The sequence below is a fragment of the Marinicauda sp. Alg238-R41 genome, from assembly GCF_947331485.1.
Classification (GTDB): domain Bacteria; phylum Pseudomonadota; class Alphaproteobacteria; order Caulobacterales; family Maricaulaceae; genus Marinicauda; species Marinicauda pacifica.
Genome location: NZ_CAMZOJ010000002.1, coordinates 149,675 through 171,401 on the forward strand (window position 1 = coordinate 149,675; position 21,727 = coordinate 171,401).

General features: G+C 64.7%; 22 protein-coding genes. 15 read left to right on the forward strand and 7 right to left on the reverse strand.

Annotated elements, in window-relative coordinates:
* The 4 genes from PGP17_RS09165 (at position 1) to PGP17_RS09180 (ending at position 4,508) form a co-directional block, all read left to right on the forward strand.
* Positions 1–1,500, forward strand: a complete 1,500-nt coding sequence (locus PGP17_RS09165) for an AMP nucleosidase (RefSeq protein ID WP_442915143.1) — start codon at positions 1–3, stop codon at positions 1,498–1,500.
* An 88-nt stretch (positions 1,501–1,588) separates the two neighbouring features.
* Entirely contained in the window at positions 1,589–2,359 is a 771-nt protein-coding gene (locus PGP17_RS09170; protein ID WP_270375106.1) for a tyrosine-protein phosphatase, read from the forward strand.
* A gap of 17 nt (positions 2,360–2,376) precedes the next feature.
* Positions 2,377–3,693 carry an anthranilate synthase component I family protein gene (locus tag PGP17_RS09175; protein WP_270375107.1) on the forward strand — a complete coding sequence of 439 codons (1,317 nt, stop codon included), beginning with the start codon at positions 2,377–2,379 and terminating at the stop codon, positions 3,691–3,693.
* Entirely contained in the window at positions 3,690–4,508 is an 819-nt protein-coding gene (locus tag PGP17_RS09180) for an aminotransferase class IV (protein WP_270375108.1), read from the forward strand. Before PGP17_RS09175 ends, PGP17_RS09180 begins: the two co-directional genes overlap by 4 nt.
* On the opposite strand, the gene PGP17_RS09185 is transcribed toward PGP17_RS09180, so the two are convergent.
* The 3 genes from PGP17_RS09185 to PGP17_RS09195 form a co-directional block, all read right to left on the reverse strand.
* Positions 4,505–5,047 carry a TadE/TadG family type IV pilus assembly protein gene (locus PGP17_RS09185; RefSeq protein WP_270375109.1) on the reverse strand — a complete coding sequence of 181 codons (543 nt, stop codon included), beginning with the start codon at positions 5,045–5,047 and terminating at the stop codon, positions 4,505–4,507. The two genes, PGP17_RS09180 and PGP17_RS09185, sit on opposite strands and share 4 nt — an antisense overlap.
* Positions 5,044–5,574, reverse strand: a complete 531-nt coding sequence (locus tag PGP17_RS09190; protein ID WP_135944413.1) for a TadE/TadG family type IV pilus assembly protein — start codon at positions 5,572–5,574, stop codon at positions 5,044–5,046. Before PGP17_RS09190 ends, PGP17_RS09185 begins: the two co-directional genes overlap by 4 nt.
* 100 nt (positions 5,575–5,674) lie before the next feature.
* A complete protein-coding gene (locus PGP17_RS09195) occupies positions 5,675–6,154 on the reverse strand; it encodes a pilus assembly protein N-terminal domain-containing protein (RefSeq protein ID WP_135944411.1) in 480 nt (159 codons plus the stop codon).
* Positions 6,155–6,428: 274 nt separating this feature from the next.
* Here PGP17_RS09195 and PGP17_RS09200 point away from each other — a divergent pair, with 274 nt between their 5' ends.
* From PGP17_RS09200 to rmuC, 11 genes are all read left to right on the forward strand, one after another.
* Positions 6,429–6,602, forward strand: a complete 174-nt coding sequence (locus PGP17_RS09200; RefSeq protein ID WP_135944409.1) for a Flp family type IVb pilin — start codon at positions 6,429–6,431, stop codon at positions 6,600–6,602.
* A 186-nt stretch (positions 6,603–6,788) separates the two neighbouring features.
* Positions 6,789–7,292: an A24 family peptidase gene (locus PGP17_RS09205; protein WP_270375110.1), complete on the forward strand. Its 504-nt coding sequence runs from the start codon at positions 6,789–6,791 to the stop codon at positions 7,290–7,292.
* A gap of 114 nt (positions 7,293–7,406) precedes the next feature.
* On the forward strand, positions 7,407–8,213 hold the full coding sequence (gene cpaB, locus PGP17_RS09210) for a Flp pilus assembly protein CpaB (RefSeq protein WP_270375111.1): 807 nt from the start codon (positions 7,407–7,409) through the stop codon (positions 8,211–8,213).
* The gene (locus PGP17_RS09215) at positions 8,210–9,790 is read left to right on the forward strand and encodes a type II and III secretion system protein family protein (RefSeq protein WP_270375112.1); all 1,581 of its coding nucleotides are present in this window, start codon (positions 8,210–8,212) and stop codon (positions 9,788–9,790) included. Before cpaB ends, PGP17_RS09215 begins: the two co-directional genes overlap by 4 nt.
* 5 nt (positions 9,791–9,795) lie before the next feature.
* Entirely contained in the window at positions 9,796–10,446 is a 651-nt protein-coding gene (locus PGP17_RS09220; RefSeq protein ID WP_270375113.1) for a CpaD family pilus assembly protein, read from the forward strand.
* 12 nt (positions 10,447–10,458) lie between these two features.
* Entirely contained in the window at positions 10,459–12,048 is a 1,590-nt protein-coding gene (locus tag PGP17_RS09225; protein WP_270375114.1) for an AAA family ATPase, read from the forward strand.
* A gap of 21 nt (positions 12,049–12,069) precedes the next feature.
* Complete coding sequence (locus tag PGP17_RS09230) at positions 12,070–13,599, forward strand: CpaF family protein (RefSeq protein ID WP_135944400.1); 1,530 nt, start codon at positions 12,070–12,072, stop codon at positions 13,597–13,599.
* Between the two features lie 3 nt (positions 13,600–13,602).
* Positions 13,603–14,595 (forward strand): type II secretion system F family protein, encoded by a 993-nt coding sequence (locus PGP17_RS09235; RefSeq protein ID WP_233342059.1) that lies wholly within the window; start codon positions 13,603–13,605, stop codon positions 14,593–14,595.
* Between the two features lie 12 nt (positions 14,596–14,607).
* A complete protein-coding gene (locus PGP17_RS09240) occupies positions 14,608–15,582 on the forward strand; it encodes a type II secretion system F family protein (protein WP_135944398.1) in 975 nt (324 codons plus the stop codon).
* 63 nt (positions 15,583–15,645) lie between these two features.
* Positions 15,646–16,158, forward strand: a complete 513-nt coding sequence (locus PGP17_RS09245) for a hypothetical protein (RefSeq protein ID WP_270375115.1) — start codon at positions 15,646–15,648, stop codon at positions 16,156–16,158.
* A 107-nt stretch (positions 16,159–16,265) separates the two neighbouring features.
* Positions 16,266–17,687 (forward strand): DNA recombination protein RmuC, encoded by a 1,422-nt coding sequence (rmuC, locus tag PGP17_RS09250; protein ID WP_270375116.1) that lies wholly within the window; start codon positions 16,266–16,268, stop codon positions 17,685–17,687.
* 6 nt (positions 17,688–17,693) lie between these two features.
* On the opposite strand, the gene fghA is transcribed toward rmuC, so the two are convergent.
* The 4 genes from fghA to PGP17_RS09270 form a co-directional block, all read right to left on the reverse strand.
* The gene (gene fghA / locus PGP17_RS09255) at positions 17,694–18,536 is read right to left on the reverse strand and encodes an S-formylglutathione hydrolase (RefSeq protein ID WP_270375117.1); all 843 of its coding nucleotides are present in this window, start codon (positions 18,534–18,536) and stop codon (positions 17,694–17,696) included.
* Between the two features lie 25 nt (positions 18,537–18,561).
* Positions 18,562–19,668, reverse strand: a complete 1,107-nt coding sequence (locus tag PGP17_RS09260; RefSeq protein ID WP_270375118.1) for an S-(hydroxymethyl)glutathione dehydrogenase/class III alcohol dehydrogenase — start codon at positions 19,666–19,668, stop codon at positions 18,562–18,564.
* A 93-nt stretch (positions 19,669–19,761) separates the two neighbouring features.
* On the reverse strand, positions 19,762–20,214 hold the full coding sequence (locus PGP17_RS09265) for a YaiI/YqxD family protein (protein ID WP_270375119.1): 453 nt from the start codon (positions 20,212–20,214) through the stop codon (positions 19,762–19,764).
* 602 nt (positions 20,215–20,816) lie between these two features.
* Positions 20,817–21,629, reverse strand: coding sequence for a tetratricopeptide repeat protein (locus PGP17_RS09270; RefSeq protein ID WP_135944387.1), 813 nt, complete (start codon positions 21,627–21,629; stop codon positions 20,817–20,819).
* Positions 21,630–21,727 lie beyond the last annotated feature (98 nt).

Genomic DNA, 21,727 nt, shown 5'->3' on the forward strand with positions numbered 1-21,727 from the left:
ATGCAACCCAGCCTCGTCGCCGCAGAAGAGATCGAACACAGCTTCCAGATCGCCGCGAGCGCAGACGCCGCGGTGGACCGGCTCTGCGAGCTTTACGATGAGGCTGTCGCGGCGCTTCGGGAGGAGCTGAAGATCTACCTGGATGGTGGTCCGCCGCCTTCCGAGGCGGACCGGCGCGCCGGCGCGTTTGCCTATCCCGAGCTGCGTATCACCTACCTGCCCGAAGGGCCGGTGCCACCGATCAGCCGGGCTTACGGCAAATTCTCCGAAAGCGGCATCTACGCCCAGTCGATCACTCATCCGGCCTTGTTTCGCGCCTATCTGATCGAGCAGATCGAGCTGCTGCAGTCGGAATACGAGGTGAAGGTCGAGACCGGTCTCTCGCTTCAGGAAATTCCCTTCGCCTATGTGCTGGACGGGGCGGAGGAATTGTCGCTGACCGAGGCCCGTCCGGCCGAGCTGGTGCGCCACTTTCCCTATGCCGACCTGTCGCGCATCGACGATGCCCTGCCGAACGGGGAGCGCGTCCACGCCGATCCCGGTGTGCGTCCGCTTTCGCTGTTCGATGCGCGCCGGACGGACTATTCGCTGCAGCGCCTGCGCCACTATACCGGCACGCCCTACGAGGATGTGCAGCAATTCGTGCTGTTCACGAACTATCACCGCTACATGGATGCCTTCGTGGAGTGGGCGATCGAGCAGGTCCAGTCGCCGGACAGCGAGTACACGGCGCTCTCGGCTGCCGGTTTCGTGCGCATCGACGCGGATACGAAAGATCCTCACAAGGTGATCGACGAGGCGCCCTGGAGGCGCTTCCAGATGCCGTCCTATCACCTGATCGCGCCGAACGGGCGGGGCATCACCCTGGTCAATATCGGGGTCGGGCCGTCGAACGCGAAGACGGCGACCGATCACCTGGCAGTCCTGCGCTCTGAATGCTGGCTGATGATCGGCCATTGCGGCGGGCTGCGCCACTCCCAGCGTCTGGGCGATTACGTGCTGGCGCACGCTTATCTGCGCTACGATCACGTGCTGGACGATGTGCTGCCGCGCGAGATTCCCATTCCGCCGATCGCCGAGATCCAGATTGCCCTGGCCGATGCGGTCGCGCGCGTCAGCGGAGACGAGGGCAAGACGCTCAAGCGCCGCCTTCGGACGGGGACGGTCGTGACCTATGACGACCGCAACTGGGAGCTGCGCTACCACCAGGTGGCCAAGCGCATCAACCAGTCGCGCTCCATCGCCGTGGACATGGAGAGCGCCACGATTGCCGCCAACGGTTTCCGCCTTCGCGTCCCGTACGGGACGCTGCTGTGCGTGTCGGACAAGCCGCTGCACGGGGAGCTGAAGCTGCCCGGCGCCGCGAACCTATTCTACCAGCGCTCGGTTTCCGAACACCTGCGCGCCGGCATCGAGACGGTGGAAATCCTCAAGCGCGAAGGCAGCGCCGCGCTGCATTCACGCAAGCTTCGCAGCTTCGACGAACCGCCGTTCCGGTGAGGCGCAGCTCAGACACAGGGCGGCGCTTGGACACGGTTCGCGCAAGAGCGCGTTGGATCGCGCCCTCTCCGGCATTAGGTATGATCGTATGAAAGATCGCGTTTTTCCGCTCGAGGGCGTCCATAATTTCCGCCGTTTCGGTGACTTTGAAACCGGGTCCGGGCGCAAGGTGGCCAATCGGCTCTACCGGTCGGGTCAGTTCTCGCGTGCCAGCGAGCGCGACCGCGAGACGCTGACGGGGCTCAATATCCGTCAGGTCGCCGACTTGCGGCGTCCGCGCGAGCGCGAGGCGGAGCCGTCCTTCTGGACCGGGGAGCAGGCGGTTTCGGTCTATGAAAGCGACCATGCCGGAGCGGCCGAGCCGCCGCACCTGGTCTTCCTGCGCGAAAGCGACATGTCGTTCGACTCGATCCGCGAGTTCATGACGCAGACCTACCGGCGCCTGCCCTTTGACGAGGGCAATAAATTCGTGTTCCAGCAAGGCTTTCGTGGACTGGCCGAGAGCGGACCGGAGGACGGCTTCATCGTCCATTGCGCAGCCGGGAAGGACCGGACCGGCATGTTCTGCGCGCTGCTCCTGACCGAGCTGGGCGTGGATGAGGAGACGGTTCGCAAGGATTATCTCTTCACCAACGAGGCGGTGGATTTCGACCGCATCACCCCGGCGATACGGCGTCGCCTGAAAGAGCAGACGGGCCGAGAGGTTGGCGAGCGCGAAATGCGCGCCTTCCTGGGGGTCGAGGCCGCGTATCTGGATGCGGCGATGGAAGAGATCGGCGATCCGCGCGAGTATCTGCGCGGCGAGCTCGGCCTCGAGGATGACGAGCTGGAGCGCGTGAAGCGCGCCCTTCTCACCTGACGCAGGAGAAGTCACCGGTGGGCCTGTTCGCCCTGGATAGTGATGGCGACACGGCCTGGGTGGAGCCCGTGAGCGTGCTCGCGGGGCTGGCTGACGAGCCCTACACCCTGCTGATGCATGGCGGGGGTGAGGGCGAGCAGGGCCGGCTGAGCTATCTGTGCGCCTTTCCCAGCTTCACCGTGGAAGGCAAGGGAGCCGGCGTCTTCGAACAGGCACGGGCCGCCAGCCACCGTCTCCAAACGGACTCGTCACGATTTTCCGGCGGCTTTGCCGGACTCTTCTTCTACGAACTCGCCGCCGCGTTCGAGCGGCTGGACCTGCCGCAGGACCCCGGCTGGCCCGATCTTGCGCTCGGCTGGTATCCGGCAGTCGCCGTATTCGATCACGCAGACAGACAGATTTCCATTCTGGGCGAGCCGGCCGCGCGCCTGCGCCTGGCCCATGCGATCAATACTGCCCGCGGCCGGGAGGTCGAACCGGGCCCGGCCGGGTCGCTCGCGCCGGTCTGGAGCGAAACGGACTATCTTCACGCGGCGCAACGCGCGGTGGAGTATGTGCGCGCCGGCGACGTCTTCCAGATCAATCTCTCCCACCCCTTCCGGGGCCAGATCGCCGGAGCGGACGCGCCGCTTCGCGTCTTCGAGCGCCTGGTCAGGCAGAGCCCGGCCGCGTTCTCGGCCTATTTCCGGCTGGACCCGGACCGGGCCATCGTGACGAATTCGCCGGAACGCTTCGTGCGCCTGAACGAGGGAGGGCGTGTCCAGACGCGCCCGATCAAGGGGACGCGCCCGCGCGGCCGCACGATAGAAGAGGACGCGCGCCTGGCTTCGGAGCTGCTGGCTTCGGACAAGGACCGGGCCGAGAATCTGATGATCGTCGACCTGATGCGCAACGATCTCTCGCGCGTCTGCAAACCGGGTTCGGTCAACGTGCCGGAGCTGTTCTCGGTCGAGCGTTATTCCAACGTCCACCATCTGGTTTCCACGGTTGAAGGCGAGCTTGAGCCCGACCGCGACGGCTTCGACCTCGTTGCGGCAAGTTTTCCGCCCGGCTCCATCACGGGCGCGCCCAAAGCGCGGGCGATGGAAATCATCGCGGAGCTGGAAGGCGAGGCGCGCGGGCCTTATTGCGGCGCGCTCGGATGGGCGTCGGATGGCAGGCGCGTCGATCTCAACGTAATGATCCGCACACTCAGCTTCGTGCGCGATCAAGGCGGCTGGGCGCTGGAGGCTCGCTCGGGCGGGGCGATCACGATTGACAGCGATCCGCAGGACGAGCTGGCCGAGACCCACGCCAAGATCGCGGCGCTCAAACGGGCTGTGGAGGCGACATGAGCCGGGTCTGGCTGAACGGCCATCTGGTCGAGGCGCATCAGGCCCGGATCGATCCGGCCGACCGCGGCTTTCTGCTGGGTGACGGCGCCTTCGAGACCATGCGCTTCGAGGCGGGACGCATCCGGCGCTGGCCGGCTCACCGCAGCCGGCTCTCCGCTGCGCTGGATATCCTGCAGATCGCGCAGCCGGACTGGCTCGCGATCGAGGACGCAAGCCGCGCGCTGGCGGACGCGAACGCGCTGACCGCGGCCATCCTGCGGCTGACGATCACACGCGGGCCGCACGGCCGCGGCATGGATGCGGTCCATGGAGAGGCGGGCACGGTTCTGATGACAGCGTTGGCGCGCCCCGACCCGCCCGTGAGCATCAGACTCGAGCCGGTGTCGGCGCCGCGGCGCGACCCGGCCTCGCAAGCGACCCGGTTCAAGCCGATCGGCTATGGCGACGAGCTCCATGCGCGACGCCTGGCCCGTTCAGCAGCAGCCGACATGGCGCTGCTTCACGACGGGGAGGGACACCCCTCCTGCGCCGACTGTGCCAATGTGATGTGGATCGCGGGAAATGACCTGGTGGCGCCGGGCCCCGAAGCCGGAGCGCTTTCCGGCACGACGCGGGCGGCTCTTCTCGAACGCCTGTCCCAAGCCGGTCTGACGCTGGTTCCGTCCGCACAGCTGGCTCTGGAGCGAGCCGAAGCAGTGCTCGTGTGCAATGCGGTTCAAGGCGTGGTTGCCGTCAGGGCAATCGGGTCACACAGCTATCCGGTAGACCATTGGGCCGTGAGGCGTCTGCGCGAGATCGAAGCAGAGCTCGACTAGTCCCTGCGCCGGATCCAGAGCGAGCGGCGCGGGCGCAGATAAGCCTTGTCGGTCAGCGTGAACTCACCCAGCTCCAGCGTATTGAACGGGGTGGAGTAGGTGTAGATCATCTCGACGAATATGATCGAATTGCTCGGGGCTAGCAGCCCCTCGGGCAGGTCGAGAACGCTATCCTGGCCATACCCCGACAGGCCGTTGCGTCCTTCGGACCAGTCGACAAAGATGTCGCCGTCATTATTCATGCGCACTGACGTGATCCGCACGGCCATGTCGGACTCGTCGAAGGGCTGCATGATGGCGGCCCCCGCCGCGACGATGTCGTCGATCTGGGCGCTATCGATCATCTCGGTCTGGGTGACCAGATCGCCGATCACATTCGTGGCCACCGACACCTTGCGGTCCACCGTCAGGCCGAGCGACAGCTGGACCGCGCCGAGGTAGGAGGCGATGAGGATCGGCGCGATCAGCGCGAACTCGATCGCCGAGACCGCGCGTGTGTCGCCCAGGAAGCGGGCGAGGAAGCCGGGCCGGGCACTCATTGATAGGGCTCGTTTCTGAACGCGGTCGCCGAGGCGATCAATCGCTTGTTCCCGGGCAGGTTGGCGAGCCCGATCGAGGGCAGGAACAGCTTCATCGGGTAGTAGGCGCGCACGACAACGATGTCGCTCGGACCGCCCGGCGTGAAGTTGAAGCCGCTGGAATCGAAACTGCCGCCCGCTCCGATCGGGCTGGAAAAGTCGGTCTGGGAGAAGTTTTCGTAAGTGCGCACATCCACCGAGATGAGCGTGCAATCCGAAATCATCGCGACGCGCCGGCACAACTCGTCACGGAAGGATTCTTCGCTGCCGCCCTGTGTCTGCAGGCGTCCGGTGCGGATTTCCCGCGCGCTCTCGTTGAGCGCATTGTCCATCATCGTGCCGACGAAGAAGACAAGGGCTATCTCGATGATGGCCATGATGAGGGTGAAGAAGGGCAGGGCGACCAGGGCAAATTCCACGGCTGTCGCGCCGCTGCGCTCGCGCGCGAAACGCTTGATGAAGCCTGTTCGCGTCTTCAGGCGTGCCATGGTCTTTCCTTCATTCGCCGGCGGGCAGGCCGGCTACAGGCATGGATTATTGCCCGGTTGCGTTTAACGCCGGGTGAAAGGACACGGTTAAGAGGCGGGTCTAGTTGTTCTGAGGACGCGGGCTGCCCTGGCTTGCCGGCAAGCCGGCCTGGGCCGCGCCGATCCGGTCGGCCTGCTGGGAGGCGCGATCGGTAAACCAGTCGGTCTGGTCGCCAACTCGGGGCGCCGCTTCGCAAGTCGGCGCGCAGGAATAGCTTTCCCGGTTCACGTTGCGGAAAACCTCAACCGAGCCGCGATCGGAGCGCGAGACCACGAGATCGTTGGTGTAGACAACGCGCCCGTCAGTATCGAGCGCGATCAGATTGGTGCGTCCGAACAGCTTGCCCGTCACAAACAGGGTCTGGCCGTCGTAAAGGGTCGCATCCGCAATGGAGGGGTTGCCCACCACGACCGCGCTGGCCGTGTCGGGCAAGCGGATCAAGGTGGCATGATCGGCGGGGACCTGAACCGGGCGGGCCTCGGCTGCGGCGCCAAGGGCGACGGCAGAAAGCAGGGCGGCGGTCAGTGCGCGGCGGACCATGGGAGCGCTCCTTGATGGACTCTAAGGTACGCGCGGATTTAACCGCGCCGCGATAAAGGAAGTCTAAACGCGCGTGTACGACCCGATTTTGAACGCCAGATGCCGCCGCCATATTGACCAAGTATTAACTATAGTGATGAGCTGGCCGCGTTTACCGATAATAAAGCATGTCTTTTTACGCGGCCTAAATGGTCTTCGGTTTTACTATGCCTATGTTCAGGACGGGTCGGGACGGACTTGTCTCCTGGGCGTGGCAAACCAACGGAGTATAGTGATGAAGACCCTGTTTTCGCGTTTCATGAATGATGAGTCGGGTGCCACTGCCATCGAGTACGGCCTGATCGCCGCGCTCATCGGTGTTGGCCTCGTGGCAATCCTCGGCACGTTGAGCGGCTCGCTCGAAGGCGTGTTCCAAGGTGCTGCCGACGAGCTGGACAGCGCTCTCTAGTCTGACAGCAGCGTAAGGGCACTTCTCGTGCCCGCGCAGGTGAAAGCCGCCCGACTCCGGGCGGCTTTTTCCGTTTGCCGGTTGCTCGTGCGCGGAGTGTGCCTCGCGCCATTTACCCGATATTGAGCCTATCGCCTCTTACTGGCGCGACGGATTTCGTCTCACAGCGCCGGATACTTCTCTGCCATGATCGCCACTCTTTGCGTGTCCCTCTTCCTGGTGCTGATGCTCACGGCAGCCTGGACCGATCTTGCCGGCTTCCGGATTCCAAACTGGATTCCCGGCGCCCTGATCGCGATCTGGCCCGTAGCAGCGTGGGCAATGGGGATGGGGTGGAGTGAGGCGGGATACGCGCTCCTGACCTTTGTGATCGTACTGGTCCTGGCCGTCGGGCTCTGGATGCCGGGTTTTATCGGCGGCGGCGATGCGAAGCTGATCGCGGCGGTGGCGCTATGGTTTGCCTGGCCGGGCGTGCTGATCTTTGTCCTCTGGAGCGTGATCGCGGGCGGCGCACTGGCTGTTCTGCTTCTGGCCTTGCGCCGGATTGCGCCGGCATTGCCGCTACAGCCGGAATGGGTCGCCAGAAGTCCGCTGGCCGAGGGCGCGCCGGCTCCCTACGCGGTCGCGCTCGCCGCCGGAGCGCTTATCGCCCTGCCGCAAACCACGCTCATTGCCGCATTCGGCCCGTAAAATCGTTCCAGGACACGACAACACAGCCGCAGGCTCCAAGATTAACGCGGCTTTGAGGTTTTCGCGGTCTGATCGCAGGCAGAGTTACTGCGCGCCAAAGGATCGCGAACGGCTATGAACATCGCCCGCATTCTCATTCTGGCACTGGCCGGCCTTGCTGCCGTTGCTGCAGCAATTTTCGTGCGAGGGGCCATGCAGCCCACCAGCACGCCGGCTCCGGCCCGCGTGGAAGCCCCGGCCCAGGCGCCGACTGCGCATGTCCTGGCATCCCGGTCCGGCCTGGAAATCGGCCAAAGGGTCGATGCCAGCACGCTCTACTGGCAGCCCTGGCCGGAAGAAGCGATGTCGCCGGGCTACATCACCCAGAGCGCCCGCCCTGCGGCTATCGAGGAATTCTCCGGTGCGGTCGCACGCGCGCCCATGGCCCAGGGCGAGCCGGTGACCGAGCGCAAGCTGGTTCAGCCCGGCGATGCGGGGTTCATGGCGGTCGTGCTTTCCCCGGGCATGCGCGCCGTTGCGGTGCCCATCTCCGCCAGTAGCGGAGCGGGCGGGTTCATTCTGCCCAATGACCGCGTGGACGTGATCATCACGACCGACGCCAATGGCCGCATGGCGTCGCGGACCGCGATCGAGAATGTGCGCGTCCTGGCGATCGACCAGAGCTATTCGGATTCCGAAGACGGGGTCGTGCTCGGCTCGACGGCCACGCTGGAACTGGCACCGCGCCAGGCCGAGGCGCTGGCCCTGGGCGTGGCCGAGGGCGACGTCTCCCTGGCATTGCGCTCGATTGCCGATACCGGCGAGGGAAACGAGCTCGACACAACCGACACCACGTCCGAGCCCGCCCCGCGGCGCGACACGATGGTGCGCGTCTTCCGCTACGGGCAGGAACAGCAGGTCATGCTGGGAGGCAATCGATGAGATCCTGGCCCGCCCTTCTGCTTTCTGCGCTGACGGTGCTTTGCGGCACCGTCGCGCCCGCTTCTGCCCAGAGCGATCTCGAGCGTAACAATTCGATGCAGATCACGATCCGGGAGCCGCGCGGCGGCCCGGTTTCGGAAAGCCTGAACCTGCCGCTCGGCCAGGCCGCCGTGGTGCATTTGCCGGTCGAGGCCGGTGACGTGATGGTCGCGAACCAGGGTGTGGCCGATGCGGTAGTGCGCACGACGACGCGCGCCGTGATCCTCGGTCAGGCGGTCGGACGTACGAATATCTTCTTCTTTGCGCCGGACGGGCAGCTCATCCTGGACCTCGACGTACGCGTCGAACGCGACCTGACGGCGCTTTCCGATGCCCTGCAGCGCTTCGTCCCCGAGGGCCGGATCGACGTGGAATCCATGAACGCCAATATCGTGCTGTCCGGCACGGTACCGTCGGCATCCGCGGCCAGCACGGCGCTCCAGGTGGCCCAACGCTGGGCGGAGGATCCCGAGCAGGTGATCAGCCTCATCGGCATCGAAGGGCGCGATCAGGTCATGCTGAAAGTGCGCATTGTCGAAATGGAACGCTCGATCGTGCGTCAGCTGGGTGTGAATCTGAGCGGCCAGCACAATTTCGGCGACTTCACGCCTCCGGTCCGCACCCAGATGACGGGCGATAACGGGCAGCCGTTGCTCAACCAGAATGGCAGCCCGATCTTCGAGGTCATTCAGGACGGACGCTACCAGTCCAATTACGGGTACGGCACGGCCAATGCGTTCGGCATTGCCGGACGCGCGCTCGGCGGCCTGGCCGCCTCTGTAGGGACCCAGAACCTGGTCGACGGCGTGCTGCAAAGCTCGCTGGAAGCCACGCTGAACGCGCTGGAGCGCGTGGGCCTCGTCCGTACGCTCGCCGAGCCGACCATCACCGCCATCAGCGGCGAGAGCGGCAGCTTCCTGGCCGGCGGCGAATTCCCGGTACCGGTAGGCCGCGACCGCGACGGCAATATCACGATCGAGTTCAAACCGTTCGGCGTTGGCCTGGGCTTCACCCCGGTCGTGTTGTCCGAAGGCCGGATCAGCCTGCGTCTGTCGACCGAAGTCTCCGAGCTGTCCAATGACGGCGCGATTTCGCTCGGCGCCTCCGATGTCGTGGACGAGAACGGAAATGTGGTCGGCACCGTCCAGGGGCTGACGATTCCCGCCCTGACGGTCAACCGGGCAGAGACCACGGTGGAAATGCCCTCGGGTGGCAGCCTGGTCATCGCCGGTCTCATCCAGGAAGACACGCGTCAGGCGATGGATTCAGTCCCGGGGATCGAGCGTCTGCCTGTTCTGGGCCAGCTTTTCCGCTCGCGCGATTTCGCCAATAACGAGACCGAACTGGTCATCGTCGTCACGCCCTATCTGGTCGAACCTACCGATCCGGACAATCTGCGTACGCCCGGTGAGGGCTACACACCCGCCTCGACCCTGTCGCATGTCTTCCTCGGCCGCCTGAACCGCGTGTACGCGGCACCGGGCGCCGACGTGGAAGGCCGCGGGTGGCTCGGGCCGGTCGGCTTCATGCTGGAGTAAGTGAAATGATGCGTTCTGCCCTTCTTTCGCTCACCGTCCTGACCGCTGCAGCAGGCTGCGCGAGTGCACCGACGGCCCGGCCCGAAGCGACCGCGGTCGCAGAGCAGGTGCGCGTGCCGATGCCGGTCAATCCCAGCGATAACGGCCTGACCTGGGATCAGCAGGATCTCGTCAATGCACTGGCCGCCGAATACAAGGCGGTCGGCCACGGTCCCTTCGTGATCACGTATCCGGCGCACGGCCCGAACTCGGACGCAGCGATCGCGGCGATCGCGCAAGTGCGCACGCGCCTTTACGATGCCGGCCTCGACTGGCGCGACATCAGTGGCAGCGCCTATGACGCAGCCGGCCGCCCCGATGCCCCGGTCATCTTCTCCTTTCAGCGCTACGTCGCCGTGGCTCCGGCCTGCTCGCAGGGTTGGGAGGACCTGGCTCATCCGCGTGCCGGGGAGACGTGGGACCAGTTCGGGTGCGCGACGGCCAACAATCTTGCCGCGATGGTCGCCGATCCGCGCGATCTGGTGACCGCGCGGGGGCTGGCGGCACCCGATGCTGCGCGCCGACAGACCGTCATAGACGCGTGGCGCCGGGGCGAGGGTACCGCGACACGCCGCTCGGACGAAGAGAGCGGCGCTGTGACTGAAGTCGTCGAGTAAGGAAATCGAACCATGGCTGATGCCTTCAAGGACGACAACGCGTTCGACCCGGAAGACGAGTTTCTCGACACTGGCCCGGTCGAAAGCGACTTCGATGATGCTTTCTCCGGCACCGATGAAATCGAGCGCCGCCTGCTGGGCGACGATGAACCGGCTGTTATGAATCGTGGCGGGTCCGATCCGGCCGAGGAAGGGCCGAGCCCGTTTGGCGCGCGCCTGGCCGAGGCCAATTCCTCCGACCGGTTCAAGGCGGACGAGGATGACGATTTCGGTGACGCGGCTGCCGTGCAGACGCGGCCGGAGCCGCGCCGCCAGTCCGCGGCCGACCTGCCGCCACTGAGTGCTGGAACGACCGGGCGCGGCATCTATGGCGAGATTTCTGCCGAGGACGAGGATGAGCTGGTCGCGCCGGTGCCGCGCATTACGATCCACGCCTTCTGCGATCGTCCCGAAACCGGCGCACTGATCCACAATGCCAGCGACGACCGGCGCCTGGCCAAGGCTCATGTGACCGTGGAACTGGGCGGTCTGCCGTCTGCGATCGAACGCTTCTACGACGAATCCACGCCCAACTTGCTGATCGTCGAAACCGGCATGCAGGGCAAGGCCCTCTTCGAGCAGCTCGAGGAACTCGCCGGGGTGTGCGATCCCGAAACGCGCGTCATCGTCGTGGGCGCGACCAACGATATCGGACTTTACCGCGAGCTGATGCGCCGCGGAGTAAGCGAATATCTCGTACCGCCCATGTCTCCGCTTCACCTGATCAAGACGATCTCCGGGCTGTTCACAGATCCCGAGGCACCGTTCGCAGGCAAGACGATTGCGTTTATCGGAGCCAAGGGCGGGGTCGGGTCCTCGACCGTGGCCCACAACGTCTCCTGGTGCATGAGCGAGAACCAGCGTACCGACGCGGTGCTTGTCGATCTCGACCTGTCCTATGGAACGGCCGGACTCGACTTCAACCAGGACCCGGCACAGACCATCTCCGAGGCGCTGGCCGAGCCCGATCGCCTGGACGATGCGTTGCTTGATCGCCTTCTGGTGCGCTGCACTGACCGGCTAAGCTTGTTTTCCGCGCCGGCCACGCTGGAGCGCGATTGGGAATTCCCGGTCGAGTCCTACGATGCTGTGATCGAGAAGGTTCGCCGACAGGCGCCGTTCATCGTGCTCGATTTGCCGCACACCTGGTCGCCCTGGGTGCGCCAGACCGTGCTCTCGGCCGATCAGGTGGTGGTGACCGTCACCCCGGATCTGGCGTGCCTGCGTAATGCGAAGAACCTGTTCGATCTGGTCCGCCAGCAGCGCCCGAATGACGAACCGCCCAAGGTGGTCGTGAATATGGCCGGCTGCCCCAAGCGTCCCGATATTCCGTTGAAAGATTTCGCCGATGCGCTCGGTGCAGCGCCGGCGCTTGTGCTGCCCTTCGACCCGGAACTGTTCGGCAAGGCGGCCAATAACGGTCAGATGATTTCCGAAGTCGATGACAAGTCGCGCGCCGCGGAGGGCTTCGCTCACCTGGCCGGGCAGGTCACGGGGCGTTCCAGCGCAACCGTTTCCAAATCGCGCGGGCTGTTTTCCAGCCTGTTCAAGCGCAAGAGCTAAGAAGCGAAGGTAAGGCATACGATGTTCGGCAAGAGGTCAGGGGGGCAGTCCGGCGGATTTGGTCAGTCAGGACCGAAGGCGGCGCCCGCACGTCCGCCCGAGCCCGCCGATACGGGGGTTGCCACGAAAGCCAGGCCTCAGCCGGCGGCTCCGCGTCCCAAGCCCGCAACGCCAAAGCCGCAGCCAGAGCCGGTCTCGAAACCGGTGGCAGCTGCCGAGCCGTCCAAAGCCAAGCCGCGTCCCAAGGCGGTCGTGGAGACGGTCGGCGCGGAGCGCTCGCGCGAGTATTACGAGATCAAGACGACGATCTTCAACGCGCTGATCGACACCATCGACCTGTCCCAGCTCTCGCGCCTCGACACCGAAACGGCTTCCGACGAAATCCGCGACATCGTCACAGAGATCATTTCGATCAAGAATGTGGCGATGTCGATCGCCGAGCAGGAACAGCTGCTGCAGGACATCTGCAACGATGTGCTCGGTTACGGTCCGCTCGAACCTCTGCTGGCGCGCGATGATATCGCCGACATCATGGTCAATGGAGCCGGGGACGTCTTCATCGAAGTCGGCGGGCGCGTGAAGAAGACCAATATCCGCTTTCGCGACAATGGCCAGCTGATGAATATCTGTCAGCGCATCGTGAGCCAGGTTGGACGCCGCGTGGACGAAAGCTCGCCGATCTGCGATGCGCGCCTCGCCGACGGAAGCCGCGTGAACGTGATCGCGCCGCCGCTTTCGCTGGACGGTCCGACGCTCACCATCCGGAAGTTCAAGAAAGACAAGCTCCGGATGAAGGATCTGGTGGGATTCGGGTCTATCACCACCGAAGGCGCTCGCGTGCTGGAGATCATCTCGGAATCGCGCTGCAACGTCCTGATCTCCGGGGGGACCGGTTCGGGCAAGACCACACTTCTCAACTGCATGACCGGCTTCATCGGCGAGGATGAGCGGATCATCACCTGCGAAGATGCGGCCGAACTTCAGCTCCAGCAGCCCCACGTGGTGCGGCTGGAAACCCGCCCGCCCAACCTGGAGGGACAGGGACAGGTCACCATGCGCGACCTGGTCAAGAACTGCCTGCGCATGCGCCCCGAACGCATCATCGTGGGCGAGGTGCGCGGCCCGGAAGCATTCGACCTGCTGCAGGCCATGAATACGGGCCATGACGGGTCGATGGGGACGCTTCACTCCAACTCGCCGCGCGAGGCGCTGTCGCGTCTGGAATCCATGATCACGATGGGCGGATACAACCTGCCGTCAAAGACGATTCGTGAAATGGTTGCCGGCTCGATCGATGTCGTGATCCAGGCTGCGCGCATGCGCGACGGCTCGCGCAAGATCACCCACATCACCGAAGTCCTCGGCATGGAAGGCGATGTGATCGTCACCCAGGACTTGTTCCTCTACGAAATGACGGGCGAGGATGCGGACGGGAATATCCTCGGCCGCCACGTTTCTACCGGCATTGCCCGCCCCAAATTCTGGGATCGCGCCCGCTATTACGGGCTGGATCGCGACCTGGCCGAGGCGCTCGACGCCTCGGAGGCGTAGACCATGGTCGGTGGCGATCTCGCATTTGTGCTGGCCGCGGCCTGTGCCTTCGTGGCGGTGGCTGGCGTCGGCCTGGCGGTCACCTCCAGCGGACCGTCGAAGACGCAGGCCCGGCGGACCGCGCAAGCCGTCGGTGAGCCGGCACGGCGCACGAAGCGCCAGGGGCCGCTGGATGCCGGCGCGCAGAAGCGCAAGCAGGTCCAAGACAGCCTGAAAGAGATCGAGGAACGCCAGAAGCGGGCGCGCAAGAAGACGCTGACCTTGAACGCGCGGCTGGAGCAGGCTGGCCTGAGCTGGACGCCGCAGTTCTTCTGGATCCTGTCAGGCGTGCTGGCAGTCCTGGCATTCCTGCCGCTGCTCTTGACCGGGCAGAATCTTCTGCTGACCCTGGGCGCAACGCTCGTTGCCGGCCTCGGTGTGCCGCGCTGGATCATCGGCTTCAGGAAAGGGATGCGGGTCAAGGCATTCACCGCCAACTTCGCGGATGCACTGGACATCATCGTGCGCGGCGTGAAGTCCGGTTTGCCGCTGAACGAATGCCTGAAGATCATCGCACGTGAATCCCCCGAACCGATCAAGTCCGAGTTCCAGAAACTATGCGAGGGCATTGCGGTCGGCGTCGATGTCGACGAAGGCATGCGCCGCATGGTCACTCGGATGCCGGCGCCGGAGCTGCAATTCTTTGCCATCGTGCTGAGCATTCAGTCAAAGTCGGGCGGCAATCTGGCCGAGGCGCTGCAGAATCTCTCCGGCGTCCTGCGCGGGCGCAAGATGCTCAAGGAGAAGATCGGCGCGCTCTCGTCCGAGGCCAAGACGTCGGCCATGATCATCGGTGCGCTGCCGCCCCTGGTCTGCGGGATCGTCTCCTTCACCGCACCCGACTACATGGCCCTGATGTTCACCACCTCGAAGGGTCAGATGATGCTCATCGGCGGCCTGACGTGGATGGGAATCGGCATCTTCGTGATGCGTTCCATGATCAACTTCAAACACTAGGGAGGCGCACTCATGCTAGATTCGATTGCCGAGTTCATCACCGCGCCTTCCAACCTGTTTGCCGTGGTCACCGCCGTTCTGGTGTTTGCCACCGTGCTGACCCTGTCCGGACCTGCCCTCAATCCCGACACGACGAACAAGCGGCTCAAACAGGTCGCGAACCGGCGCGAGGAGTTGCGACGCAAGAACCGGGAAGCGCTTCAGGATGCGCAGAATTCTTCGCTTCGGGGAAAGGATACGCGCAGCCTTTACCGCCGGACGGTCGAAAAGCTGAATCTGGAAAAGCTCCTCGAAGACCCCAATCTGAAGATCAAGCTGCTTCAGGCCGGTCTGCGCGGGCCCGGCCCGGTTTCGGCCTTTTATTTCGCGCGCTTCATCGCACCCTTCCTCCTGTTTGCCATCAGCGCGCTCTACCTGTTTTTCGTCAACGATTTCGAACTGGAAAGCATGGCGCGTTTTGCCATTGCGATGGCGTTCGCGGTGCTCGGCTATTACGCGCCGGCTATCTATCTGACCAACCTCGCGTCCAAGCGGCGCGAATCGATCATGCAGGCCTTTCCCGATGCGCTCGATCTGCTGCTGATCTGCGTGGAATCGGGGATGTCGATCGAGGCGGCCTTCCAGAAGGTGGCCAATGAAGTCAGTTCGTCTTCGATCGAGCTGGCCGAAGAGCTGACCCTGACCACGGCCGAGCTGGCTTATCTGCAGGATCGCCGCAAGGCCTACGAGAATCTGGGCATTCGCACCAATCATGCCGGGGTCAAAGCGGTTGCAACCGCCCTGATCCAGGCCGAACGCTACGGCACCCCGCTGGGACAGGCGCTGCGCGTCATGGCCAAGGAAAACCGTGACATGCGCGTGGCGAACGCGGAGAAGAAGGCTGCTGCCCTGCCAGCCAAGCTGACGGTGCCGATGATTGTCTTCTTCCTGCCGGTACTGTTTGTCGTCATTCTCGGCCCCGCGATTATTAGCTACCAGAACCTGTGACGTGACGTGCCGTTCGGTCTAGCCTAGACCTTGCACGCTGCGACAGGTGAGGAGAGGTATCCCATGTTTGGGGGCCGCAAGGCGGAAGAACGGCGCCGCGAAGAGATTCGCATGGCCGACCAGGCCGCCGACCACGCGCTCGCCGCGATGGGAGCAGGCGATCTTGACCGTGCGAGAGACGAGCTCTCCGCCGCGCCGAAGAAACTCGACTTTGCCGATATCGGCTGGAAGGTGGAGGCCGTCAGTGCCCTGCTGGAGCTCGCCACCAACAAGCGCAAGGCAGCGATCAAGCGCCTGACCGAATTTGCCGCCAGGCTGGACGAGACGTCCCTCTCCAAGGACGACAAGGGCTATCTGCGGCTGTTTGCGCTCTACCGGGCGATCGAAGCGAGCAAGACCAACAAGGCCCCGGCCGAGCTTCGCATGCACACCGAGGATTTTCGGTTCGACCACACGCTGGTCTCGGGCGCTCTCAAGAGCCGCTTCCCGCTGAAGAAGACCGAACCGTCCGAACCCGCCCCGCCGCCCATTGCGGCGCCGCCCGCATCGAGCGACGACGGCAAGGGGCCGTTCTGACCGGACTGCCCTGGGCGGGACCTGTGCGCTGGCGCCCGCGGCTCGACTCGGCCATGATGGCGCGCGAACAGAACGCGAACCTCTAACAGGGCAGGAGAATGGACGCGGTGGCGCCGGAACTGATCATTTACATCGTCGGAACATTGCTGCTTGTCGGCCTCTTCGGCTTGCTGTGGATCCGCAAGCCGGACCAGGGCGGGCTCGACCCGGCACTTCTGGAGGAGGCCAAGGCTGACCGCGACGACTGGCGCCGGCAGGCCGAGCAGGCCAGGGGCGAGTTGTCCGAAACACGCGAACGCCTGGCCCGGCTGGAAAGTGCCGGCGAAGAGCGCGACCGGCTTCGCGACCGGCTCGAAACCCTGCAGCAGGACAGGGACGCGCTGAGCCGCGACCTGTCGGGCCTGAAGGAAAAGCACCAGGCCGCCGAGCGCCATCATGGCGAGAAACTGGCCGAGCTGGAGAAGGCTCGTGAAAGCCTGTCCGTGACGTTCAAGAACCTGGCCAACGACATCCTGAAAACGAGTGGCGAACAGCTCAACAAGCAGGGCACCGAGACCCTGTCCCAGATGCTGCGCCCATTGCGCGAGCAGCTGGACGGCTTCCAGAAACGCGTCGCCGAGGATGCCGAGAAGCGCTCGACCCAGACCGGCGCTCTGCACCAGCTCGTCAGCACCCTGCACAACGATGCGCGCCAGATGGGCGAGGACGCGAAGAATCTGGCCAACGCGCTGCGCTCACAGTCCAAGGTGCAGGGCGACTGGGGCGAGTTCGTGCTGTCCAGCATCCTTGAACGCGCCGGACTGCGCGAAGGTCAGGAATTTCACACCCAGGACTCGGTCAGCGACGAGAGCGGAGCGCGCCAGCGCCCGGACGTCATCGTGGACATGCCCAACCAGCAGAAGCTGGTGATCGATGCCAAGGTGTCGCTGACGGCGTTCGAGCGCTGCGTGAACGCCGACACGGACGAGGAGCGGGCGCTGGCCCTGAAACAGCACCTGACCTCGGTACGAAACCATATCAAGGCACTGGGCGAGAAGGATTATCCAAAGCACTATCCCGGCGTGAGCTTCACCTTGATGTTCGTGCCCCTGGAAGGCGCCGCGTCGCTGGCCCTGCAGAATGATCCTGACCTGGCCGCTTTTGCCTGGGACCGCGATGTGATGATCGCAACCCCGACGACGCTGATGATGGCGATGCGCACGGTGCAGAACCTCTGGGTCATCGAGCGCCAGAACCAGAACGCCGCCCAGATCGCGGAGCGCGCGGGCAAGCTCTACGACAAGTTCGAGGGCTTCGTGAAAGACCTCGACACCGTCGGGACCCGCCTGAACCAGGCCCAGGACGCCTGGCACGGGGCCAAGAGCAAGCTGGTCGAGGGCCCGGGCAATGTCGTTCGCCAGACCGAGATGCTCAAGCGGCTCGGCGCGGCCACCAAGAAGTCCCTGCCGGACGAGTATATTGCAGCGTCCGGCGCCGACGAGGACAACGACCCGGCCGCGCTGGAAGCCCCGCGCAGCGAGGAAGACTAGGCCGGCTTACGCCTTCAGGCGCTCGGCAGCCCAGCGGATGTGGTCGCCGATAAAGGTCGAGATGAAGTAATAGCTGTGATCGTAGCCGGCCTGGCGGCGCACGGTCAGCGTGATGCCGGTATCCCGGCACGCCTCTTCCAGGCGCTCGGGACGCAGCTGTTCATCCAGGAAATTGTCGGCCAGGCCCTGATCGACGAGGATTTCGGGCACACGGGCCCCGTCCTCGATCAGGGCGCAGGCATCATAGCGCCGCCAGGATTTGCGGTCCTCGCCGAGATAGCGCGAGAAGGCCTTCTCGCCCCACGGGACCTCGCTGGGCGCGCAGATCGGTGCGAAGGCAGAGACGGATTTGAACCGGTCGGGATGACGCAGCGCCAGCGTCAGCGCGCCGTGCCCGCCCATCGAGTGGCCGGTGATCGAGACCCGGTCCATGTCGAGCCCGGGCGCCGCCATCTCGGCCGCGTCGAGCAACTCACCCCTCACATAGCGGGCCATGTGATAGTGGGCGTCCCAAGGTTCCTGCGTGGCGTTGAGATAGAAGCCCGCGCCGGAGCCGAAATCGTAATCGTCATGCTCGCCGGGCAGGTCGAGGCCGCGCGGGGACGTGTCCGGGGCGAGCAGGGCGATGCCGTGCTCGGCGCAATAGTGCTGCGACCCGGCCTTGGTGATCACGTTTTCATGCGTGCAGGTCAGCCCCGACAGGAAGACGAGAACCGGAACCGGACCCTCCTCTGCCTGGGGCGGCAGGTAGAGCCCGAAGGTCATGTCGGTGGCCGTGGCCTCCGATTTGTGCGTCCAGACCTGCTGGCGGCCGCCAAAGCAGAGCGCTTCAGATGTCTTCTCGATCATGGGGCTCCGGTCTCTCCTGTCGCGCCTAGTATTCGATCACCGAACGGATCGACTTGCCTTCATGCATCAGATCGAAGGCCGAATTGATCTCGTCCAGACCCATCGTGTGGGTGATGAGATCGTCGATATTCAGCTTCCCGTCCATGTACCAGTCGACGATCTTCGGCACGTCGGTGCGTCCGCGCGCGCCGCCGAAGGCACTGCCGCGCCAGACCCGGCCGGTCACGAGCTGGAAGGGCCGGGTGGAAATCTCCTGGCCGGCTCCGGCGACGCCGATGATGACGCTCTCGCCCCAGCCCTTGTGCGCGCATTCCAGCGCCTGGCGCATCGTCTTCACATTGCCGATGCATTCGAACGAATAGTCCGCGCCGCCCTTGGTCAGGTCCACGATGGCCTCGACGACGTTGTCGACCTTGGTCGGGTTGATGAAGTCGGTCATGCCGAACTGTTCGGCCAGCGCCTTCTTGTTCTCGTTGATGTCGATGCCGACGATTTTGTTCGCGCCCACCATGCGGGCCGCCTGGATCACGTTCAGGCCGATGCCGCCGAGGCCGAAGACGACGACATTCGAACCGGGCTCGACCTTGGCGTCGAACACGACCGCGCCGACGCCCGTGGTCACGCCGCAGCCGATGTAGCAGACCTTGTCGAACGGCGCGTCCTCGCGGATTTTAGCCAGCGCGATCTCGGGCATGACGGTGTAGTTGGAGAAGGTCGAGCAGCCCATGTAGTGGAAGATCGGCTCGCCATCGAGGGAGAAGCGGCTCGAGCCGTCCGGCATCAGGCCCTGGCCCTGGGTGCCGCGGATCTTCTGGCAGAGATTGGTCTTGGGGTGGAGGCAATACTCGCACTCGCGGCATTCCGGTGTGTAGAGCGGAATGACGTGATCGCCTGGCTTCACGCTGGTCACGCCGGCGCCGACCTCACGCACGATACCCGCGCCCTCATGGCCGAGAATGGCGGGGAAGAGGCCCTCAGGATCGTCGCCGGAGAGGGTGAAGGCGTCGGTATGACAGACGCCGGTGGCCATGATCTCGACCAGAACCTCACCGGCGCGCGGACCCTCCAGATCGACCGTTTCGATGGAAAGCGGTGCCCCGGCTTTGTGGGCGATAGCGGCGCGTGTCTTCATGGGTCGAACTCCCGGATTGTCTGTCAAAGCTGGCGGGGAAGGTAATCGATCCGCGCGCGAAAGCGATGGTCGGGCTGAAAAAGCCTGGCCGTTCTAGCGCCCGCGTTTCAGTGCCTGGAAGACGCGTTCGAGCCCGTTCAGGAAATCGGACCGGTCGCGCGGGCCGAAGGGTTTGCCGCCGCCGCCTTCCATCTGGCCGGCGCTTCTCAGATCGGTCATCAGATCGCGCATCGCCAGTTTCGACCCGATGGAGCTCTCGGTGAATTCGGTACCGCGGTGATCGAGCACGCGGGCTCCGGCCTTCACGCATCGGTCAGCCAGGGGGATGTCGCCGGTAATGCAGACATCGCCCGGTCCGGCACGCTCCGCGATGTAATCGTCGGCCGCATCCGGGCCTTCCGGCACGATGACCAGCTCGGCCCACTCGCTGAGCGGGCGGCGCAGGCCGCCATCGCAGACCAGCAGGATCCTGGTGCGGTGGCGCTCGGCCACACGGATGGCCTCGTCCTTGACCGGGCAGGCATCGGCATCGATGAAAACTGTCATCGGGTGGAAATAGCGAACTGGCGCCGGACGATCCAGCGCGGTCAGCTTTGAGGGTGCGCTTCGGTGGGGTTTCCGGCGGGATGTCGTGAGACTCCGGGGCCGAAAGGCGGGCGCTGACCTCCTACTACTACGACTATCACGGCGCTTATATTGGGGCGGTGGCGATTCTGGCGTGTTGTCACAGGATGAGAAAGAGCCTCGCGAGGGTAGGGGATGCGGGAGGGGAGGGGGACAGCGTCTCGTCCTCCAGGTCCTTCTCTTTCTCTTTCCTGACGTAAGTCAGGACCCAGAGAGGACAGGGCGCCCTTCGCCCTTTGGGTCGCGTTGCGCCTGCCCTCCGATGCTTCGAGGCTCGCTACGCTCGCACCTCAGCATGAGGGTGCCGGGTGGGATAAGTTTTATATTTTAATACAATGGGTTGATGTCGTCCTCGCCCTTATCCTGAGGTGCTTCGGGCGCAGCCCGGAGCCTCGAAGGGTCGGATGACGGCGCAAGGAGGTGAGTACCCCTCATCGAAGGAGGGCAGTCCTGCCTCTCCTGGGGGGCAAGTGTCTTCAGCGAGGATTGAAGCCTCTTACGCGCTCGATGGCCCAAGCCCCGTCTCAGCCTTCGGCGCCGCGCAGATCGTCCCAGCGGCGCGGACTGCTCATCATGTCGCGCACATAGGCCATGTTGGCTTCGGCCATTTCGGGGGTGACGTCCTCCAGCGCGATCTGCTCGGCTTCGTCGAACCGGCCCTGAAGCGCGACGACGAGGGCGAGATTCTGGCGCACCTGGGAGTCCACGCTGCCGCTCGCGACCGCGCGGCGCAGGAAGTCCTCGGCGCGTTCCGGGTCGCCGGCCAGCGCGTAGGACAGGCCGAGATTGGAGAGGACCGCCGGCTCGCCGGGAGCCAGCAGGAGGGCCTGCGTAAAGCGTTCGCGCGCCTGGGCGCTGCGTCCGGCCTGATCGAAGGCGACCCCGAGCGCATTGATAAGGCGCCAGTCATCGGGGGCATTGCGCAAGGCCGCCGACAAAGGTTCGATGGCCTCGCCGCCCTGGCCGGAGGCGGTCAGGGCCAGACCCAGCTCCCGGTTCAGCTCGGTCGATTGGGGGCGAAGCGCCAGCGCCTGGCGGGCAATCTCGCTCGCGCGCCGGGCATTGCCCAGACGCCGCACGACGGAAGCCAGCTTGTAGGCGGCCTCATGGTCTGCCGGGTTCAGCTCCATCGCCTCGGCCCAGAAGGCGGCCTGGGTGAGCAGGTCCTGATTCTCCATCGCCGCTCGCTCGTCGGCCGTGGCCGGGACGATCGAGGCCGATTGCAGCTGGGCGGCGAGCGCTTCTTCCTGCTCGGTCGGAGCAAGTTCGGCGCTTGTGGCACACGCGCCGAGCGAGATCGAAGTCATGAGAAGAAGGGCGGACAAACGCGTTGCCATGGTCTACCTCTTTGGGCGCCAGACGGTGAAAGCTCAATGTCTCTTGCTCTGGTCAAGAAGGCGTTAACGCTTTGGCCCAACCCTGCGGGCACCGGTCT

Excerpts from the sequence above, each read along its gene's own strand:
- PGP17_RS09205 (WP_270375110.1), top strand. The coding sequence starts at position 6,789 with ATGATCGCCACTCTTTGCGTGTCCCTCTTCCTGGTGCTGATGCTCACG.
- PGP17_RS09195 (WP_135944411.1), bottom strand. The coding sequence starts at position 6,154 with ATGGTCCGCCGCGCACTGACCGCCGCCCTGCTTTCTGCCGTCGCCCTT.
- PGP17_RS09220 (WP_270375113.1), top strand. The coding sequence starts at position 9,796 with ATGATGCGTTCTGCCCTTCTTTCGCTCACCGTCCTGACCGCTGCAGCA.
- PGP17_RS09215 (WP_270375112.1), top strand. The coding sequence starts at position 8,210 with ATGAGATCCTGGCCCGCCCTTCTGCTTTCTGCGCTGACGGTGCTTTGC.
- PGP17_RS09165 (WP_442915143.1), top strand. The coding sequence starts at position 1 with ATGCAACCCAGCCTCGTCGCCGCAGAAGAGATCGAACACAGCTTCCAG.
- PGP17_RS09240 (WP_135944398.1), top strand. The coding sequence starts at position 14,608 with ATGCTAGATTCGATTGCCGAGTTCATCACCGCGCCTTCCAACCTGTTT.
- PGP17_RS09200 (WP_135944409.1), top strand. The coding sequence starts at position 6,429 with ATGAAGACCCTGTTTTCGCGTTTCATGAATGATGAGTCGGGTGCCACT.
- cpaB (WP_270375111.1), top strand. The coding sequence starts at position 7,407 with ATGAACATCGCCCGCATTCTCATTCTGGCACTGGCCGGCCTTGCTGCC.
- PGP17_RS09190 (WP_135944413.1), bottom strand. The coding sequence starts at position 5,574 with ATGGCACGCCTGAAGACGCGAACAGGCTTCATCAAGCGTTTCGCGCGC.
- PGP17_RS09170 (WP_270375106.1), top strand. The coding sequence starts at position 1,589 with ATGAAAGATCGCGTTTTTCCGCTCGAGGGCGTCCATAATTTCCGCCGT.
- PGP17_RS09185 (WP_270375109.1), bottom strand. The coding sequence starts at position 5,047 with ATGAGTGCCCGGCCCGGCTTCCTCGCCCGCTTCCTGGGCGACACACGC.
- PGP17_RS09270 (WP_135944387.1), bottom strand. The coding sequence starts at position 21,629 with ATGGCAACGCGTTTGTCCGCCCTTCTTCTCATGACTTCGATCTCGCTC.
- PGP17_RS09260 (WP_270375118.1), bottom strand. The coding sequence starts at position 19,668 with ATGAAGACACGCGCCGCTATCGCCCACAAAGCCGGGGCACCGCTTTCC.
- PGP17_RS09180 (WP_270375108.1), top strand. The coding sequence starts at position 3,690 with ATGAGCCGGGTCTGGCTGAACGGCCATCTGGTCGAGGCGCATCAGGCC.
- PGP17_RS09225 (WP_270375114.1), top strand. The coding sequence starts at position 10,459 with ATGGCTGATGCCTTCAAGGACGACAACGCGTTCGACCCGGAAGACGAG.
- PGP17_RS09235 (WP_233342059.1), top strand. The coding sequence starts at position 13,603 with ATGGTCGGTGGCGATCTCGCATTTGTGCTGGCCGCGGCCTGTGCCTTC.
- fghA (WP_270375117.1), bottom strand. The coding sequence starts at position 18,536 with ATGATCGAGAAGACATCTGAAGCGCTCTGCTTTGGCGGCCGCCAGCAG.
- PGP17_RS09265 (WP_270375119.1), bottom strand. The coding sequence starts at position 20,214 with ATGACAGTTTTCATCGATGCCGATGCCTGCCCGGTCAAGGACGAGGCC.
- PGP17_RS09245 (WP_270375115.1), top strand. The coding sequence starts at position 15,646 with ATGTTTGGGGGCCGCAAGGCGGAAGAACGGCGCCGCGAAGAGATTCGC.
- PGP17_RS09230 (WP_135944400.1), top strand. The coding sequence starts at position 12,070 with ATGTTCGGCAAGAGGTCAGGGGGGCAGTCCGGCGGATTTGGTCAGTCA.